Origin of the sequence: Acinetobacter sp. 161(2023) (assembly GCF_037027805.1) — a bacterium.
Taxonomy (GTDB): domain Bacteria; phylum Pseudomonadota; class Gammaproteobacteria; order Pseudomonadales; family Moraxellaceae; genus Acinetobacter.
The window spans coordinates 156880-175545 of record NZ_JAZEYD010000007.1; the positions used below are offsets into that span (position 1 = coordinate 156880).

An 18666-nucleotide genomic window follows, 5' to 3' on the forward strand; every position below is an offset into this window, starting at 1 on the left:
ATCCCAACTATTTAATTTTTAATGGTTTAAGGTGCTGTTTTAAGCGAGTAGTTTTGCTCTTTTTTGTTTCGGTAAAAAGCACTGCCCAAGCTTAAAATCAGGAAAATAGCTAAAATAAAGACCACACCGTAATAAGCATAAAGTGTTGCAGGTGCGATACCTTTATCCAGAAAAACACCTGCAATCGTTGGCGATAAAATTGCCCCAATACGGCCAAAACCAATGGCATAACCCACGCCACGACTGCGAATTTCGGCATCGTAGATTGTTGGTGAAATAGAATATAGACCTGCCACACAGCCATTAATGAGTGTGCCGAGTAATAACCCCACCATGAGTGCGACACTCACTTGAGCAGACACTGCGATGAATAGGAAAACACATGCCGAGGTTAGCCCTAAAAACAAACTTAAGGCATAAAAGATTTTCATGCGTGAAGCGAGTAAACCAATAATCGCTGCCCCGAAAATACCGCCAATACTAATTAAAATGCCGGTACTTACGCCTTGGTGTGGCGACATCCCCATTGAAATAAGAATTTTTGGTGTCCAGCTCATCACGAAGTAAAAGCCAAACATCACTAAAAAGAATGCAAACCACAAACAAAGTGTTTGAAATCCAAGTTGTCCAGCAAATAACTTGCCCAGTTCACTACCATTTTGCGTGCTGATTTTTTCATAACGCGGCATAACGGGTAATGTGTTTAGCCCCATACGATTTACAGTTGCATTAACTCGTTCCAATGCCTGTTTTGGTCGTTTTGCTAGTAAGTAATCTAAAGATTCAGGTAATAACCATGCACTGATCAGCAGCATTACAATAGTGGTAACCCCACCTGCTAAAAAGATTGAACGCCAACCTAAATGCTCAATCAATGCGAGTGATAGTACCCCGCCCAGTGTCGCGCCAATTCCATAACCGGTAGACATTAAACTCACTGCAAGACTGCGCCAGCGAGCATTGGCATATTCACTTGCTAACACATTACTGCTGGCAAGAATCCCGCCCACCCCAATTCCGGTAATAAACCGCAGTGCTGCCAACATGCCGTGGCTTTGTACAAAAGCACAGCCCAACATGCTAAGACCTGCAATGATAAGACAAACTAAAATGAGTAAACGACGACCAATTTTATCGGCTAAAGGTGCTAGGAAAATTGAACCCGCAGCCATTCCGAAAAGGCCTGAGCTGAGCAACAAGCCAATTTGCGCCCCTGAAAGCGACCATTCTGCCGACACTGATGGCGCAGTAAATGCCATGACCATCACATCAAAGCCATCAATAATATTGAGACAAATACAGATCAAAATTACGAACCATTGGTAGCGGCTCATGTTGTTTTGATTGATCTCACTTAGAACGTCTCTTTCCATTTGTGTATCTCCCTTGGATAAGACACACACACGACATTGCTATTTGAGCGATTGGGTGGTTATGCATATCCGTATCCATAATGACCTAGAGGAATATTTTTTTTTGAGCATCCTGCTCTTTTTCTATACTGAATATTTGGATCCAAAAAATCAACAATATTTTTAAAATTTAATTAACAAAAAATCAAGTCATTGAAAAATATATTTATAATTTATTTTATCTTTAGGATATAAAAAATATGGATCCATAAAATATTTATCCATTTTTAAATTTGTACTATCAAGAGCTATTCATATCCAGTATGAGACTGAAGAATTATGGATCCAAATAAAAGCGAATAAAAATTTCAACCATGAAACTTAAAAGAAATACAAAAAGCCTTCAATAACATTAAAAAACATATATAACAACCAACTCTAAAGATCAATATTTTTAAAAAAATATACTGCTTATCAATTGACCATTATTTTTATTTATTATAAATTGGATCCAATAAGTGATAAGGAGTCGTCACAATGTTTATTAAAAATGCTTGGTATGTTGCCTGCCGCCCAGAAGAAATCCAAGACAAACCATTAGGTCGCACCATCTGTGGTGAAAAAATTGTTTTTTATCGTGGTAAAGAAAACCAAGTTGCAGCCGTTGAAGATTTTTGTCCGCATCGTGGTGCCCCCCTTTCACTAGGTTATGTCGAAGATGGAAACCTCGTGTGTGGCTATCATGGACTAGTGATGGGCTGTGATGGAAAGACCGTTTCTATGCCAGCTCAACGTGTAAATGGTTTCCCTTGCAACAAAGCATATGCAGTTGTTGAGAAATTCGGCTTTATTTGGATATGGCCAGGCGAAAAAGCTTTAGCAGATGAATCAAAACTCCCAACTTTAGAATGGGCTGATCACCCTGAATGGAGCTATGGCGGAGGCCTATTTTACATTCAGTGTGACTATCGCCTCATGGTCGATAACCTTATGGATTTAACCCACGAGACTTATGTTCACTCAAGCAGTATTGGTCAAAAAGAGATCGATGAATCATTACCAGTGACAAAAGTAGATGGCGACCACGTCATTACCGAACGTTACATGGAAAATGTGATTGCGCCTCCATTTTGGCAAATGGCATTGCGTGGTAATCACTTGGCAGATGATGTACCTGTTGACCGTTGGCAACGTTGCCACTTCTTTGCCCCAAGTAATGTGCATATTGAAGTCGGTGTGGCACATGCCGGACATGGCGGTTATGACGCACCAAAAGACAAAAAAGTTTCGTCAATTGTCGTGGACTTTATTACTCCAGAAACTGAAACCTCACATTGGTATTTCTGGGGAATGGCACGCAACTTCCAGCCAAACAATGCTGAACTCACCGATCAAATTCGTGAAGGCCAAGGCAAAATCTTTACTGAAGATTTAGAAATGCTGGAGCAACAGCAGCAAAATATTTTGAACAATCCACATCGCAAGTTACTGATGCTTAACATCGACGCAGGCGGTGTACAGTCCCGTAAGGTGATTGAGCGACTACTTGCCGAAGAAAATAAAACGCCTCCTGAAACATCCGCACAAAAGTTTCCAAACATTCGGATTATTTAAAGGAGCATGAACATGGACGTTATTATTCAAAAAATTCACCAGCTCACCCCGACCATTCGTGCCTTTGAACTGATTGCAGCAAATGGTACAGAGCTACCGAATTTTGAAGCAGGTGCTCATATTGATGTGCATCTTAAAAACGGTCCAACTCGTCAATATTCACTTTCAAACTGTTGCAGTGAAAAGCATCGTTATGTAATTGGTGTTTTACATGATGCCAATTCACGCGGTGGTTCACGTTGTATCCATACTGAATATCGTGAAGGTGATCATTTAAAGATTGGTGAACCACGTAATTTATTTGAGATTCATCCTCAAACAAAGCAGGCTGTTTTATTTGCTGGCGGTATTGGTATTACTCCTATTTTATCGATGGCGTATCGGCTTAAATCGGCCAATATTCCTTTCAAATTACACTACTTTGTTCGTAGTCATGAAATGATTGCCTTCTATGGCAATTTAACCAAGCATTTTGGTGATCAAATCCATTTCCACATTCAAGATCAGCCAGACACCGAATGTAATATGGCAGAGGCTTTAGGTGAGAGTTCACCAGATAGACACTTATATGTATGCGGTCCGACAGGTTTTATGCAGTTTGTCATGAGTTCTGCCGAGCAAGCGAATTGGCACAACGAGCAATTACATCAAGAGCACTTTGTCGCTAAAAAAGCAGATACTTCAAACAACGAAGCATTTACTATTGAAGTTAAAGGTACGGGCCGCCGAATTGAAGTATTGCCAGAACAGACCGCAACTGAAGCATTAATTGCAAATGGGTTTGATATTCCTGTTTCGTGTGAACAAGGTATTTGCGGTACGTGTATTACCCGCGTTGTAGAGGGTACACCAGATCATCGGGATCTATTTATGACCGATGAGGAACATGCTTTGAACGACCAATTTACGCCCTGCTGTTCTCGTGCAAAAACTAAAAATCTTGTGATTGAGCTTTAAGACCCAAGTTCCTTTATTCAAAAATAAAGGAACTTATTTCACCTTAAGCACTTAAAACATTTTTGAGCGTTTCACCCAAAATCACGACACTACTGTGCTCACGCATTAAAGTTTCAGCACGTCCTGCCTGACGATGTGTCAACGCATCGAAAATCGAACAATGTTGTAAATGTGCATAGTGCAAACGGCGATATTCTGACAAAGCTTGATTCTGGTCATAGGTAATGGCTTGAGCAGAAGCCATTGGTAACTGATTGTTTTTCGCTAAAGCTTGTATGAGCGCAACGTTTTGCGCACCTTCAATAATGGTGTCATGAAAAATGATATTAAAATGGTGATAACGTTCTAGTTCAGCATCGCCAAACTCGTCTTTATCATTAAATAGTTTTTCAGTTTCTTGGATGCAATGTTGCAGCGTCTTTTTCTGTTCTTCTGTTAGACCTTGTTCTGCTAACGTTTTCGCAGCCAACCCTTCAAGTACACCTCGCACTTCGAGTGCATCATGAACCAATTGTTCTGAAATTTCACGAACCGTATAACCACGGGTTGGGTTTTTAATAAGGAGGCCTTCTTGTTCGAGCAACCGAAATGCAATACGAACAGGCTGTCTCGAAACTCCAAGTAACTCCGCGGTAGGAATCTCGGCAATTCTGGCACCGCCCTCAAGTTCCCCTGAAATAATCATTTTTCTTAATTTAAGTAAAACTTGTTGTCCTGAAGACATTTGCTGCCACACATCACCAAAAACGTCACTTCGATGCTAGCAAGTTCATTTGCAAAATGAAATAAATTTTCTGTGTGAATCAGTGCTTAAGCATTTCTGTTGAGTTTAAAAATTAGATTACAAACGACATTGCTTAAAGGCCTTTAAGATTATTCACCATAATATCGAGATTATTACGGATTAAATAAGCCAAGTTAATATCAATACCTTCAAGCATTTTTTCTTCAACCTTTAAAACCACTTCATTACATTTATTTAGCTTATCAACACCGCTTTCAGTCAGCGTAATTAAAATACGGCGTCCATGTGTTGGGTCAGGTTTTTTCTCAATCCAGCCATTAACCAGTAAATCTTGCAAAATTTTATTGGCTGATTGCGGCTTAATAAAAGACCGCTCAGCAAGCTTGGCATTGGATACATTACTTTTTGAAGCTAAAACAGAAAGCGCAGTAAATTGCGGCAAGGTAATCTCAAGCTCTTTTAAATGTTCTGTTAAATGTTTACTAATAATTCGGTCAACACGAGCAATCATGTAACTTAACTTAGGCTCATCTTCTACTTTTTTTTGAACTGAATTCGAACGTACCATAACCTTTCAATCATCATAAGAAAATCTGTAGTGAAAGTATGAGGCTCTAACCCCATACTTTCGTTAAAACTTAGCGAGCACCTGAGCTTTGTACTAAATGTACAGGCTGTTTAGGTTTTTTGACAAGAAGTAATGCAGAGATCGCTGCAATTAAAATCACTGGAATGCTTGAACCGATCACAATGGTCGAGCTTTGTCCAAGCGAGAGTAAAAAACCAGCCATTAAAGGTCCAGCAAAAGAACCAATACGCCCAATTGCAACCGCTGCACCTACTCCAGTTCCACGCATTTCGGTTGGGTAATACATGGCAGCCAAACCGTATAATGCCGATTGTCCACCCACAATAAATAAACCACAGCCTACTGCCGAAAGCGCCAGTAATGCAACGGTTGGAGAAATTGCCAAGCAGCAAAGCGAGAATAAAATGCCAAGATAAATCAGCTTAATCACAAAACTCATGCGTATTTTATCAAGCAATACACCCATTAAGATTGAACCTAAAATTCCGCCAACGTTGTAGCCCATCTGCACATAGTTTGCCTGTAATTTCGATAAGCCTTGCGCGCCCATGAGCAATGGCAACCAGTTCAACAAGAAGTACAACACGACTAAGGTACAGAAGAAACTCACCCAAAGCTGAATCGTTGACATACGACGTTCTTTGGCAAATAGAACTTCAAAGAATGGGGTCGTTTTTTGTGCCTGAACTTTCCGTTGTAGATAATCATTGGACTCAGGTAAAAAGCGCATAATCAGTGGAATGAGTAAAATAGGCGCTATACCACCAATATAGAAAATATGACGCCACTCTGCATCACCCGCCAACGACATAGCAACGACAGAAGTGAGTAATCCACCAAATGGAATGCCGCTATACATGATACTTACCGCTTTGCCCTTGTGCTGATCAGGTACGGCTTCAGAGGCAAGTGTAATCATCATCGGAAGTGCCCCACCCATTCCTAAACCGGTACAAAAACGGATGAGTAACAGCAAACTGAAGTTAGCAGCATAGGCTGTTAGCAAAGACATCATTCCAAAAAGTAAAATACTAAAAATCAGAATTTTCTTACGCCCAACAATATCTGCAAATCTACCGCCTAATATCGCACCTGGTAGTGTTCCTAAAATTGCAGCACTAAATGCCCACGCCATCTGGCCATTGTCCAACATAAACTCAGTCCGCATTCGTGGGGCGGCTACCCCCATTGACTGAAGATCAAAACCTTCAAAAATTGCTATCGCAAAGCATAATAGCAACGTGATTTTTGCCCTTGCAGACTGTCCTAATATCTTTTCCATTGTGTTATCCCTTATTGACTAGTCGTTCCATTTAGCCCTTTGTGTATTATTGTTTAAACACACCAAAAATATCAGTTAAACTTACTAAAAAATCAACATATTTTTATATAAAATAATCAATAAAATTAATTAATATTTAAAATACAATGGATTATAAAATATTTGAGAAATTTTATAAAAAAGACTTGAATGTAAGTTTAACTGATATTAAATTAAATCCCAGAACAGCTAAAAAATCATTCAAGGAGTATGAAGATGAGTTATGAAAACCGCTGGGAAACCGTAGATGTTAAAGTTGAAGATGGAATTGCATGGGTTACACTAAACCGCCCAGAAAAGAAAAATGCCATGAGTCCTACACTCAATCGTGAAATGATTGATGTGCTTGAAGCGATAGAACTTGATCAAAATGCACGTGTGCTCGTGTTGACCGGTGCGGGTGATTCTTGGACAGCAGGCATGGACTTAAAGGAATATTTCCGTGAAGTTGATACTCAGCCAGAAATTTATCAAGAACGTATTCGCCGCGACTCATGCCGTTGGCAGTGGCAACTTCTTCGCATGTATTCAAAACCAACGATTGCAATGGTCAACGGTTGGTGTTTTGGAGGCGGTTTCTCACCTTTAGTGGCTTGTGATCTTGCGATTGCAGCAGATGAAGCAACATTTGGTTTATCTGAAATTAACTGGGGTATTCCACCGGGCAACCTTGTAAGCAAGGCAATGGCGGATACTGTTGGTCACCGTGCAGCTTTGTACTACATCATGACAGGCAAAACCTTTACTGGTAAAGAAGCCGAAAACATGGGCCTTGTGAACAAAAGCGTACCGCTTGAACAGTTAAAAGCAGAAGTGGCTGAACTTGCAAATTGCTTACTTGAGAAAAACCCTGTGGTTCTTCGTACAGCTAAAAATGGCTTTAAGCGTTGCCGTGAACTGACTTGGGATCAAAACGAAGACTACTTATATGCCAAACTTGATCAATGTATCCACCGCGATACAGAAAATGGTCGCCAAGAAGGTTTGAAACAATTTTTAGATGAAAAATCAATTAAACCGGGTTTACAGAGCTACAAACGTACTGGTTAACTTTTGATTCTCTAATGGCAATGTAAGGACACAACCCATGCAAAATGTACAGTTACTTATTCACGGTCAATCTGTTGATGCATCAAATCAGGCAACTTTTGAGCGTATTAGCCCCATTGATGGATCAGTGGCAACTAAAGCCGCTGCTGCAACTTTGGAAGATGTTGATCGTGCAATAGACTCGGCACAACAAGCTTTTAAAGTATGGTCGAAACTCTCGCCTACCGAACGTCGCTTACGTTTGTTAAAAGCAGCCGATTTAATGGACCAAAAGACTGAGCAATTCATTGAAACTGGAATGCAAGAAACGGGTTCAACTGCAACATGGTATGGGTTTAACGTTCACCTTGCTGCCAACATGTTACGTGAGGCAGCAGCAATGACCACACAAATTGACGGAAGCCTCATTCCGTCAGATGTGCCGGGCAATCTTGCGATGGGTGTGCGAGTTCCTTGTGGTGTGATTGTAGGAATTTCACCTTGGAATGCCCCTGTCATTTTGGCAACACGTGCGCTTGCTATGCCTTTGGCTTGTGGTAACACGGTAGTGTTAAAAGCATCGGAAGCCTGTCCAGCAACACATCGTCTCATTGGTGAAGTGTTATACGAAGCAGGTCTTGGCGAAGGTGTGGTGAATGTGATTACTCATGCAGCCGAAGATGCACCACAAATTGTTGAACGTTTAGTGTCTCATCCAGCTGTAAAACGCATTAATTTTACGGGTTCAACCAAAGTCGGAAAAATTATTGCCGAGACTGCTGCTAAATATTTAAAACCTGTTTTACTTGAATTGGGTGGTAAAGCCCCTGTCGTGGTTTTAAATGAAGCCGACATTAATGAAGCTGTAAATGCTGTGGCTTTCGGGGCGTTTTTCAATCAGGGTCAAATTTGTATGTCGACCGAACGTGTTTTGGTTCAAGACAAAATTGCCGACCAATTTATTGAAAAACTGATTGAGAAAACCCGCTCTATTCGGGCAGGTAATCCAACTTCAAAAGACAATGCACTCGGTGTTTTAGAAAGTCGCCGCGCTGTAAATCGCATTCAGCATTTGCTTGAAGATGCCCAAAACAAAGGTGCCGACTTACCTTTAGGCATTCATATTGAAGACACCACCATGCAACCGACGCTGGTGCTCAATATTAAACCTGACATGCTGCTTTACCGTGAAGAATCATTTGGACCTGTATGCACTGTTCAACGTTTTTCAAGCCTTGAAGAAGGCATAGCACTGGCAAATGACAGCGAGTTCGGTCTTTCTTCGGCAGTGTTTAGCCAGAATATTTCACAAGCATTGGAAGTCGCTCAACAAATTGATTCAGGTATTTGTCACATTAACGGTGCAACCGTACATGACGAAGCTCAAATGCCATTTGGTGGAACAAAATCGAGTGGTTACGGACGTTTTGGTAGTAAAGTCTCTGTTGCCGAATTTACCGAACTACGCTGGATCACCATTCAGACCCAATCACGTCATTACCCGATTTAGTCAGGCTAATACGAACACAGACATATTAAATAAAAATTGCATGATGCAAAAAAATAAAGCGCAGTGATGCGCTTTCCATGGAGTGAAAGAAATGCAAATGAATGCCACTCAATCACAAGACCGCGAACGGTTCGTAAAATTAGGGCAACATGATATTCATTATCACCATAAAGATGACACGCTCTATATCAGCCCAAAAGAGCAATTAAAACTGTATCCACAAAAACTGACAGATCGGTTAATTCATTTTGCACAAACAAAACCTGACCATATTTTTGCAGCAAAACGTAATGCTCAAGGTGAATGGGTCAAACTGAGTTATGCAGAAGTTTTACAACGTGCATGGCACATTGCTCAGGCTTTACATGAACGTAAGTTAAGCCAAGAACGACCTCTGGTCATTTTAAGTGGTAATGATCTCGAACATTTAACACTCTCTATGGGTGCCATGCTGGCGGGTGTGCCTTTCTCTGCTATTTCCCCTGCCTACTCTCTGATTTCTCAAGACTTTGGCAAACTTAAACATGTGTTTGAAGTGCTTACACCCGGCTTAGTCTACGCTAGTGATGGTCAGGCTTTTGCCAAAGCGATTCAGGCTTGTATTACATCCGACATTGAAGTGGTGACCAACAAGGGTCTTGTGGGCAATCAGATCTGCACATCTTTTCAATCGCTTTTAGATACGCCTGTTTCAAATGTTCAAGAGTTTTACCAAACCCTTGATGAAAACCAAATTGCCAAATTCCTATTTACGTCAGGTTCAACCAAATTACCTAAAGCTGTACCGACCACGCATTTAATGCTGTGTGTTAATCAGCAAATGTTGTTGCAGACTTTCCCTGAGTTTGAAGAAACGCCACCTGTCCTACTCGACTGGCTGTCTTGGCACCACACCTTTGGCGGCAGTCACAATGTCGGTATTGCGCTCTATAACGGCGGTACCATTTACATTGATGACGGCAAACCCGTTGCAGGAAAATTTGATGAAACCATTCGTAATCTGAAAGAAATTTCTCCAACAGTTTATTTAAATGTGCCAAAAGGTTGGGAAGAACTCACCGAAGCGTTAGAAAAAGATGAAGAATTAAGAGACCGCTTTTTTGCCAAAGTTAAAATTCTATTCTTTGCAGGTGCAGCGCTTTCCGAAGCGGGCTGGAACAGACTCGATAAAATTGCTCAGCAACATTGCGGAGAAAAAATTCGCATCATGAGCGGATTGGGCATGACTGAAACTGCACCATCTTGTGCTTTTACAACAGGTCCACGCGTGATGGCTGGCTTTATTGGTTACCCTGCTCCGGGATGCGAAATTAAGCTAGTACCATGTGGTGACAAACTAGAATTTTGTGTTCGTGGCAAACACGTCATGAAAGGCTATTGGCGTTTAAAGGCAGACCAGCAAAGCACTGTATTTGATGATGAAGGCTTTTTCCATACTGGCGATGCTGTTCGTTTAGTCGATGTGAATGATCCAACTAAAGGTCTGATGTATGACGGACGAATTGCCGAAGACTTTAAACTCAATACAGGTACTTTTGTGAATGTGGGCACACTACGCAACAAAGTACTCATTCAAGGTAATTTACTGGTTCAAGATGTCTGCATTACAGGTTCAAACCTAAATGCGGTTGGCTTTTTGATTTTTCCAAAACTAGATGCTTGTGCTCAACAAGCTGGTCTTAAGCTGGGCGAACATTCTCCAGCAGAGATATTGCAGCACCCTAAAGTCCAGCAATGGTTCCGCCAATTTTTAACGACGTTTAATAAAGATGCGACTGGCAGTTCAAATACAGTCTCAATGCTTTATTTAATGGCAGAGCCGCCTCAACTCGATGCAGGCGAAGTGACCGATAAAGGAAACCTCAATCAAGGCAATATTACCAAGCGTCGTGCTGCTTTCATTGATGAGCTTTATCAAAAGCAGAATGATAACCCGCTGATTATTCGGGTGCCCACCTTAAAGCAATAAGCAATTGAAATAAAAAAGGAAGCTCAAACTTCGGTTTGAGCCTTAGCCTCACTTTTGCCTAAAAAAAGGTTCAACATGCCACACGATACAGAATTTGAACTATTTCGGGACAGCTACCGCAGATTCTTAAAAGAACAGGTTGCTCCGTATTATGAACAGTGGGAACACGATGGCCTGATTCCACGTGATCTATGGCTTCGTCTTGGGGAAAATGGCTTTTTGTGCGTCGATGTACCTGAGGAATATGGCGGGTACGGCGCTCCTGTGCACTACTCACTCATGTTGGTTCAAGAAACTGCTCAAGCTGGTTTTGCATCTTTGGCAGTTGCCATTGGCGGGCAAAATGAGTTGGTCTCTCCTTACCTGCAAAATATTGGAACTGAAGAGCAAAAACGTTATTGGCTACCGAAAATGGTGACAGGTGAAGTCGTCACTGCCATCGCCATGACCGAAGCGAATGCTGGTTCAGACTTACAGGCAATACGCACTCAAGCCATTTTAGAAAATGACCACTACCGTATTAATGGTTCAAAAACTTTTATTTCAAATGGTTTACATGCCGACCTGATCGTTCTGGTTGCGAAAACTGATCCGCAAGCTAAAGCAAAAGGTATTTCGATTTTCTTAGTCGATGCCGCTTTAGATGGGGTTAAAAAAGGCCGTTCATTACAAAAAATCGGACTCCATGCCCAAGATACAGCCGAACTATTTTTTGATGATGTTTGTGTACCTGCAACTCAGCGTTTGGGTGAAGAAGGACAAGGTTTTGCTTATTTAATGCAAGAGTTACCGCGTGAGCGTTTAAGCATTTCCATGATGGCTTTGGGGTCAATTTTAGGTGCCATCGAACTGACTAAAGACTATGTACTGGAGCGTAAAGCTTTCGGACAAGCGTTAAGTCAAATGCAGAACACACGCTTTGTGCTCGCAAATGCCCAAATCAAAGCGAAAGCTGCCCATGCTTTTGTAGCCCAATGTGCAGCGCTGTATCAACAACACCAGTTAAGTGTCACTCAAGTTGCCGCACTGAAATGCTTTATCACCGATGTTCAATGTGAAGTGATTGATCAGTTACTTCAACTTTTTGGCGGCTACGGTTACATGCAGGAATACCCGATTTCACGCTTTTTTGTGGATGCACGGGTACAAAAAATTTATGGGGGAACCAATGAAATTATGAAAGAAATCGTAGCCCGAGAACTGCTCGGAAAATAATTCGATTTAAAAACCAGACAAGGCAGACAGAACAACCATGCCTTGTTGAAAACAAAAAATGATATTTCAGGAAGAAATGCTATGTCGAAATTATGGATGTACTCTACCCTTATGCTCTCAGGCTCAGTCTGGGCTGGCAATTTTATTGACAACAGCTCAGTAGAACTCACCACGCGAAATTTCTACTTTGATCGAGACTATCAAGTTCCATCGACTTACCCAGCAGCGAGAGACTGGACACAAGGGTTTATTCTCAAAGCCAATTCAGGCTATACCGAAGGAACCGTTGGTTTTGGGCTAGATGTACTGGCAACAGCAGGTTTTAAACTAGATGCAAGCGCCAAATATGCAGGTACAGGAAACTTACCTAGAGACACGCGTACCAATGAACCGGCTGACTCTTATGGAGAAATTGGCGTCACAGCAAAAGCTAAAATGAGCCAGACTGAGCTACGCATTGGTACGCTCATGCCAATGAACCCTGTTTTAGTGGCTTCACCTGCTCGTTTGCTTCCTCAAACCTATCGAGGGATTTCACTCACCAGTAAAGATATTAAAGACTTCGACTTACAAGCTGCCTATATCGATAAGGTAAATCAAAGAGATTCGACCAACTATGAAAGAATTAAAATTTCAGGCGTAAATGGTCGATACAAAAGTGCTGAGACGAGCGGCCTCTATTATTTAGGTGGGAATTATCAGTTTAATCCTGCACTTAAGCTCACCGCTTTTTACATGGATGTTAATGATCTTTATGACCAAACCATGGTTGGAGCCATACATCAACACAAAATTAATGACACGACCAATCTGAGTTCGCAATTACGCTACTACCGTAGCCGTGATGATGGACAAGCAAAAGCTGGCTTAGTCGATAATGATCTTTATCATGCGCATTTCGAACTTAAACACCAAAACCATAAATTTATTTTTGGCACCTTCCAACATCACGGCGATACCGCTTTCCCGTATTTGACTGGAGGTGAAACCGGACTTCTCATTGATACGTGGCCGGGCGAGTTTCTAAACGCAAAAGAGAAAGCCTATAGCTTCCGCTATGAATATGACTTTAAAGATTATGTACCGGGGTTACGTTTCATGACCCGTTACACCACAGGCCACAATATTTATGCACCTAACTTAGGTGGAACCAATCTAAAAGAGCGAGAAACAGACTTTGATTTAGGTTACACGGTTCAAACTGGCTGGTTAAAAAATTTAGGACTGCGCGCGCGCTATGCCATTTATGATAACAACATGCTCGCTACAGCCAACATCAAACCTGTAAACGAAACCCGTATCAACATCGACTACACATGGAAATTTAAATAATTCAAAACGAGGGGTTCTGTCACCCATAGAACCTCTTTTTATTTCGGGAAATAAGTAATTCAGCATGGACCCTTCATTATGGATCAAAAAACTTTAGAACACTTACCGCCCATCCATCACCATTTGGGTGGACACAATATCCATTGGAATGACAAAAATACTGAACTCACGATCTATTACACGGCTCTAGAAAGCTTTACCAATCCACGCGGCACCGTTGAAGGTGGCATGATCTGCGCCATGCTTGACGACGTGATGGGGCTTTTTGCATTTCTCGCCAATGGCCGTAAACCAGCTACAACCATCAACTTAACGATGGATTTTTTAAGGCCCTGTGCAGTGGGCGAAGTCATTACAAAATGCCGATTCATTAAACAAGGCAAAACCGTACTGAATCTCGAAAGTGAAGCTTGGCAAAACAACAAAATGATTGCACGAAGCACAGCTAATTTTTTGGTTTTAGATTAATTACATCCATTGATTCAATAAGGATATGAATAATGAATTACACCAACAATAAACGAATTTTGACCTACTCTGCTTTAGTACTTGCCATGCTTGGCGCTTTGGGAGGCTGTGGAAGCGATAACAATGACATATCTACACCCTCAACAACGAAACCACCTCAATTGTCGCCTGCTGTAGGCGCAAAACTAACTGGAAGCTGTTCGGATCTGACTAGTTTTCATTATGACAATACAGTCATTAGCTCAGCAACTCTTCAAGAAACAGGCACATTGACTGTAGCCAACAAACCGATTGGTGCTCATTGTTTGGTCAAAGGCTATATGGATCAACGTGTAAGCCCTGTTGATGGACAAACCTATCAAATTGGTTTTGAAATGCGCTTACCAATAGACTGGAATGGCCGTTTTCTCTATCAAGGCAATGGTGGAACCGATGGTAATTTAATTCCTGCAACGGGTCAGGTCGGCAGCGGCGGCCCACTCACCAATGCTCTACATGATGGTTTTGCTGTTATTTCTTCCGATGCTGGACATAATGCCTCACAAAATCCAATGTTTGGTTTAGACCCTCAAGCTAGAATCAACTACGGCTACGGAGCCATTACCAAACTCACGCCTATGGCAAAAAATCTAATTAAAACAGCGTATGGGAAATTGCCAGATCGCTCCTATGCAGGAGGTACATCTAACGGCGGGCGTCATGCCATGATTGCCGCAACCCGTTTGGGCGACCAATATGACGGAATTTTAGCAAGTACACCGGGTTTTCATTTACCTCGTGCAGCAGCAGCTCAACTCTACACAGCACAACAACTTCGTCGTGTCGCAACAGATGAAAATGACCTAAGCACTGCTCTTACCCTTTCAGAGCGTAAAGTATTAGCAAAAGCGATTTTAGATCGATGCGATGCTTTAGACGGTGTTGCAGATGGCTTGGTTCAAGATGTTGAGGCTTGCCGTACTGCTTTTGATATTCACAAAGATGTACCCGTTTGCTCAAGTACAAGGGATGGTACTTGTTTAAGTACCGAACAAATTGATGTACTAGCCAATATTTACCGTGGCCCCGTAAATTCTGCCGGACAAGCACTCTATGCAACCCAGCCTTTCGACCCAGGTTTAGTAGGCAGTAACTGGGCAAGCTGGAAGTTTGAATCTTCGGTGGGAACAGCGCGTGACCCTGTTGCTGTCGGCATTCTTTTTCAGGTTCCACCTGCCCCAACTGTAACTCAAAATTCTAGACAATTTGCCTTTAACTATAATTTTGATACCGATTATTCAAAATTATCGGCAACCAATGATGTGTACACCGAAAGTTCAATGTCATTCATGATGCCACCCGATGAATTGAATCTAGATAAACTCCGTAATCACGGTGGAAAAATGATTGTGGTACAAGGCACAGCAGACGGCGTTTTCTCTGTAGATGACACCCAAAATTGGTACGATCAACTACTCCAACACTATAAAAATGATGCGAAAGGTACAGCGCCTGAATTTGCACGTTTCTTTAGAGTTCCGGGCATGAACCATACCCGTGATGGCATTTCGACCGATCAATTTGATGCACTGACTGCTTTAGTCAATTGGGTTGAATATGGGCAAGCACCTGACAAAATCATTGCGACGGCACGCGGCGCAGGTAACCTAGGTGGTCAAATCAATACTGAACTTCCGCAAGACTGGGCACCAGACCGCACCCGCCCACTTTGTCCTTACCCACTGATTGCCCGTTACAATGGTCAAGGTGATAGCGAAAAAGCTGAAAACTTTAGCTGTAAATAACACTCTATAAAATAAAAAAGAGAGCTGACCTAGGCTCTCTTTTTTATTTTGCTAAGCATCACTGTTGAATCATTATCAAATGATATTTCATCCAATGCCTGCATCACTGCTAAGATAACACCGAAAACCAAAAACTCATTTCGATATGCAAAATCAGACTGCTCCAAACCTCCCCTCAAATCAACTTGGAAAAGCACTGCTTTGTCTTATGACATCAGCATTATTATTTTCCATTATGGGAGTGTGCATTCGTTTTGCTTCACAAACGGTAGATAATGCGACCGTCGTATTTTTTAGAAATGCAGTAGGTTTATTTATTTTTATTCCTATGCTTTTAAAGCAGGGCTTAGATTTCGTTAAAACCGATAAACTCTGGATGCACACTTGGCGAAGCTTAGTGGGTCTTGCTGCAATGTATGGTTTTTTCTATGCAATTGCGAACTTAAAACTATCAAATGCGATGGTTTTTAGCTACTCATCACCTATCTTTATCCCACTGATTGCATGGCTTTTCTTAAAAGAAAAAATTACCAAATCGATGATTTTTGCTGCTGTCATTGGTCTAGTTGGGGTTTTATTTGTCGCTAAACCCGACCAAGGTTTATTTAATGCACTATCTTTTATTGGCTTGGGTGCATGCTTTTTATCAGCAATGGCTTTTGTGACTGTAAGAGCTTTAACCAGTACAGAACCGCCTGAGCGTATCGTTTTTTATTTCTGTATTTTTGGTAGTTTGATTTCTTCTATTCCGATGTTCTGGCATTGGCGCATTTTTACTTGGCACGAATTAAGCCTACTGATTGCCGCAGGACTTTTAGCAAACATTAGCCAACTTTTTATGTCTTATGCTTATAGCTTAGCGCCAGCAGGACAAATTGGCCCAATGAATTATATTGCTATTATTTTTGCAGGAATTTGGGGATTTGTTTTTTGGCATGAATTACCCGATCTATTCAGCATTATTGGCATATTTATTATTTTATTTGCCATATTGCTCTGCAATCCATTTTTGCAGAAAAAGTTACTCTCTCGATTTAAATAGCAGACAAACCCGATTCTAATTTAGGTACTGTATTCGATACTCATTTGGTGAAGTGCCTGTCCAGTGACGATAGGCTTTTCTAAAATTAGTTTTTATTCAATTGAAAACTAATCAATTGTTATAAAAATCTCACCATATTCAATCTCTTCATAAACTCTAGCTCTACCGTGTGCATTTAACCCCTCATATTTAATTTTTGCATTCCAAGAATCAACGATTTTCTTCGCGATTAATAAAGCCTGCTCCGCTGTCATCTCGTCATGTAAACTTGTCAACTCTATGAGATTCATCCAAAACTGAGTTCTATTTGTCTCTTCTACCTTTTGCAAATCATTAAATTTGTCTTGATCAAACTCACTCGCTAAAAAAATATGATTTCCAATTATAAGGAAATCAGGAGAAACCAAATTTAGAATCTTAAAAAGTAAATCTATGGGTAGTTCTTTAATTTTAAAAATTGAGTAAATATACTCAATATCCCCAAAGAAGTTTGGTTTATTTATATTTTTAAAACTCTCAAAATTTAAATCACTATTCTTTTCATACATACAATTCAACTCATTAGGCCAATCATCATTTCTTAAATTAATTAAATTATTTTCAGCTATTTAAATTATAAAATTAATTTCTCACGATACTCATTTGGTGAAATGCCTGTCCAGTGACGATAGGCTTTTCTAAAATTAGAAGTATCTGAAAAGCCTATTCTCTCCGCAATTTCATCTATGATTAAAGTCGTCTCTCGCAAATACTCATCAGCAAGACGGCGCCGAGTTTCATCTAACAGTTCTTGATAGGTTAAATCAAAACCCGCCAAGCGCCGATGTAAAGTACGCTTTGACATATGTAAGCGTTCAGCCATTTCTTGAGCTGATGGAAAAAGCCCTGTTCCATCCAATAATATTAAACGAATTGTTTTTACTAACTCAGGCTCTTCGGCTACTGCCGCACCTAACATCCGCTCACAAAAGGACTTACACATGTCCGCGGTAATCGGGTTGGCATTTGGGCAAGGTACGTCGAGCCATTTTAAATCAAAGTGCCATTGCATCACCCCAGCATTAAACTGAACGGGGCAATGAAAAACTTTTTCATATTCTTCTGCGTACTCAGGTGCTGGATAAGGCAATAAAAGCTTCTTTGCTTGAAATGGTCCTTCCAGCACACGTTCAATTAAGGTTTGCATTGAGCTAAACCAAAATTCGCACACCAAAGGCAAAAGCTTACCTAGTGCAATAATATCTTGCCCTTCAAAAACAGCAGCATCATCTCGAATATAAAAAGACTTCTTTAAAATAGGCCCTGCAAGCTTAATGTGTCGAATGCCGAGCTCTACCGCTTGCCTAAAATTACGCGAAGAATAGAGTGCGTAACCATACACTCCAAAATCTGACAGCCGCTGCTTTTGTCCTGCACGTAATCCAATTAACGGATCATGAGATAAACGTTGAATATTTTGAAATAACTGGATTTTTTGAACTTGAGAAATATATAAAGAGGATTGATTCATCGTATCTGGTGAAATATTTGCACCAGATAGAACATCTGATATTGAATGACCTTGCGAACCCATTTCATCAAATAAACTGGTCAAACCTAGCAAATATGTATTCGAACCCAGAGATGTATTATCATAATTTCCTTCGATAACACTATTTGCATTTTTATAAATATTTTTAGGCATTTAACTCACACCATCCCTAGAGTGACGTGCATAATGGCACTAAACTACCTCTTGT

Annotated in this window: 16 protein-coding genes and 1 pseudogene; 10 read left to right on the top strand and 7 right to left on the bottom strand. The window is 40.9% G+C overall.

Translation table 11 applies throughout. From position 1 onward, the window contains the following. Positions 1-26 precede the first annotated feature (26 nt). Positions 27-1373: an MFS transporter gene (locus WA249_RS08730; protein WP_336167927.1), complete on the bottom strand. Its 1347-nt coding sequence runs from the start codon at positions 1371-1373 to the stop codon at positions 27-29. A 516-nt stretch (positions 1374-1889) separates the two neighbouring features. Here WA249_RS08730 and WA249_RS08735 point away from each other — a divergent pair. Together WA249_RS08735 and WA249_RS08740 are read left to right on the top strand one after the other, a co-directional pair. Next, positions 1890-2966: an aromatic ring-hydroxylating dioxygenase subunit alpha gene (locus WA249_RS08735; protein ID WP_336167929.1), complete on the top strand. Its 1077-nt coding sequence runs from the start codon at positions 1890-1892 to the stop codon at positions 2964-2966. Positions 2967-2978: 12 nt separating this feature from the next. Next, a complete protein-coding gene (locus tag WA249_RS08740; protein WP_336167931.1) occupies positions 2979-3923 on the top strand; it encodes a PDR/VanB family oxidoreductase in 945 nt (314 codons plus the stop codon). A 43-nt stretch (positions 3924-3966) separates the two neighbouring features. Here WA249_RS08740 and WA249_RS08745 read toward each other — a convergent pair whose 3' ends face one another. The 3 genes from WA249_RS08745 to mhpT form a co-directional block, all read right to left on the bottom strand. Beyond that, positions 3967-4659 (bottom strand): GntR family transcriptional regulator, encoded by a 693-nt coding sequence (locus WA249_RS08745; protein WP_336167933.1) that lies wholly within the window; start codon positions 4657-4659, stop codon positions 3967-3969. 121 nt (positions 4660-4780) lie between these two features. After that, entirely contained in the window at positions 4781-5236 is a 456-nt protein-coding gene (locus WA249_RS08750; protein WP_336167935.1) for a MarR family winged helix-turn-helix transcriptional regulator, read from the bottom strand. A 70-nt stretch (positions 5237-5306) separates the two neighbouring features. Continuing rightward, positions 5307-6539 (bottom strand): 3-(3-hydroxy-phenyl)propionate transporter MhpT, encoded by a 1233-nt coding sequence (mhpT, locus tag WA249_RS08755; RefSeq protein ID WP_336167937.1) that lies wholly within the window; start codon positions 6537-6539, stop codon positions 5307-5309. 249 nt (positions 6540-6788) lie between these two features. Here mhpT and WA249_RS08760 point away from each other — a divergent pair, with 249 nt between their 5' ends. The 8 genes from WA249_RS08760 (at position 6789) to WA249_RS08795 (ending at position 16927) form a co-directional block, all read left to right on the top strand. Next, on the top strand, positions 6789-7628 hold the full coding sequence (locus tag WA249_RS08760) for a p-hydroxycinnamoyl CoA hydratase/lyase (protein WP_336167939.1): 840 nt from the start codon (positions 6789-6791) through the stop codon (positions 7626-7628). A gap of 37 nt (positions 7629-7665) precedes the next feature. Then, the gene (locus WA249_RS08765; protein ID WP_336167941.1) at positions 7666-9117 is read left to right on the top strand and encodes an aldehyde dehydrogenase; all 1452 of its coding nucleotides are present in this window, start codon (positions 7666-7668) and stop codon (positions 9115-9117) included. 82 nt (positions 9118-9199) lie between these two features. Then, positions 9200-11086 carry a feruloyl-CoA synthase gene (locus WA249_RS08770; protein ID WP_336167943.1) on the top strand — a complete coding sequence of 629 codons (1887 nt, stop codon included), beginning with the start codon at positions 9200-9202 and terminating at the stop codon, positions 11084-11086. A gap of 75 nt (positions 11087-11161) precedes the next feature. Next, positions 11162-12301 carry an acyl-CoA dehydrogenase family protein gene (locus WA249_RS08775; protein WP_336167945.1) on the top strand — a complete coding sequence of 380 codons (1140 nt, stop codon included), beginning with the start codon at positions 11162-11164 and terminating at the stop codon, positions 12299-12301. An 81-nt stretch (positions 12302-12382) separates the two neighbouring features. Beyond that, the gene (locus WA249_RS08780; RefSeq protein WP_336167947.1) at positions 12383-13633 is read left to right on the top strand and encodes an OprD family porin; all 1251 of its coding nucleotides are present in this window, start codon (positions 12383-12385) and stop codon (positions 13631-13633) included. 78 nt (positions 13634-13711) lie between these two features. After that, positions 13712-14101 (top strand): PaaI family thioesterase, encoded by a 390-nt coding sequence (locus WA249_RS08785; protein WP_336167949.1) that lies wholly within the window; start codon positions 13712-13714, stop codon positions 14099-14101. 32 nt (positions 14102-14133) lie between these two features. After that, entirely contained in the window at positions 14134-15885 is a 1752-nt protein-coding gene (locus tag WA249_RS08790; RefSeq protein ID WP_336167951.1) for a tannase/feruloyl esterase family alpha/beta hydrolase, read from the top strand. Positions 15886-16030: 145 nt separating this feature from the next. After that, entirely contained in the window at positions 16031-16927 is an 897-nt protein-coding gene (locus WA249_RS08795) for a DMT family transporter (RefSeq protein WP_336167952.1), read from the top strand. 15 nt (positions 16928-16942) lie between these two features. Here WA249_RS08795 and WA249_RS18945 read toward each other — a convergent pair. The 3 genes and pseudogenes from WA249_RS18945 to WA249_RS08805 all read right to left on the bottom strand — a co-directional run. Beyond that, positions 16943-17017 (bottom strand): annotated as a pseudogene (locus tag WA249_RS18945) (hypothetical protein); the annotation flags it as partial. Between the two features lie 17 nt (positions 17018-17034). Continuing rightward, positions 17035-17475 (bottom strand): hypothetical protein, encoded by a 441-nt coding sequence (locus tag WA249_RS08800; protein WP_336167954.1) that lies wholly within the window; start codon positions 17473-17475, stop codon positions 17035-17037. Positions 17476-17540: 65 nt separating this feature from the next. Then, a complete protein-coding gene (locus tag WA249_RS08805) occupies positions 17541-18611 on the bottom strand; it encodes an AraC family transcriptional regulator (protein ID WP_336167956.1) in 1071 nt (356 codons plus the stop codon). Positions 18612-18666 lie beyond the last annotated feature (55 nt).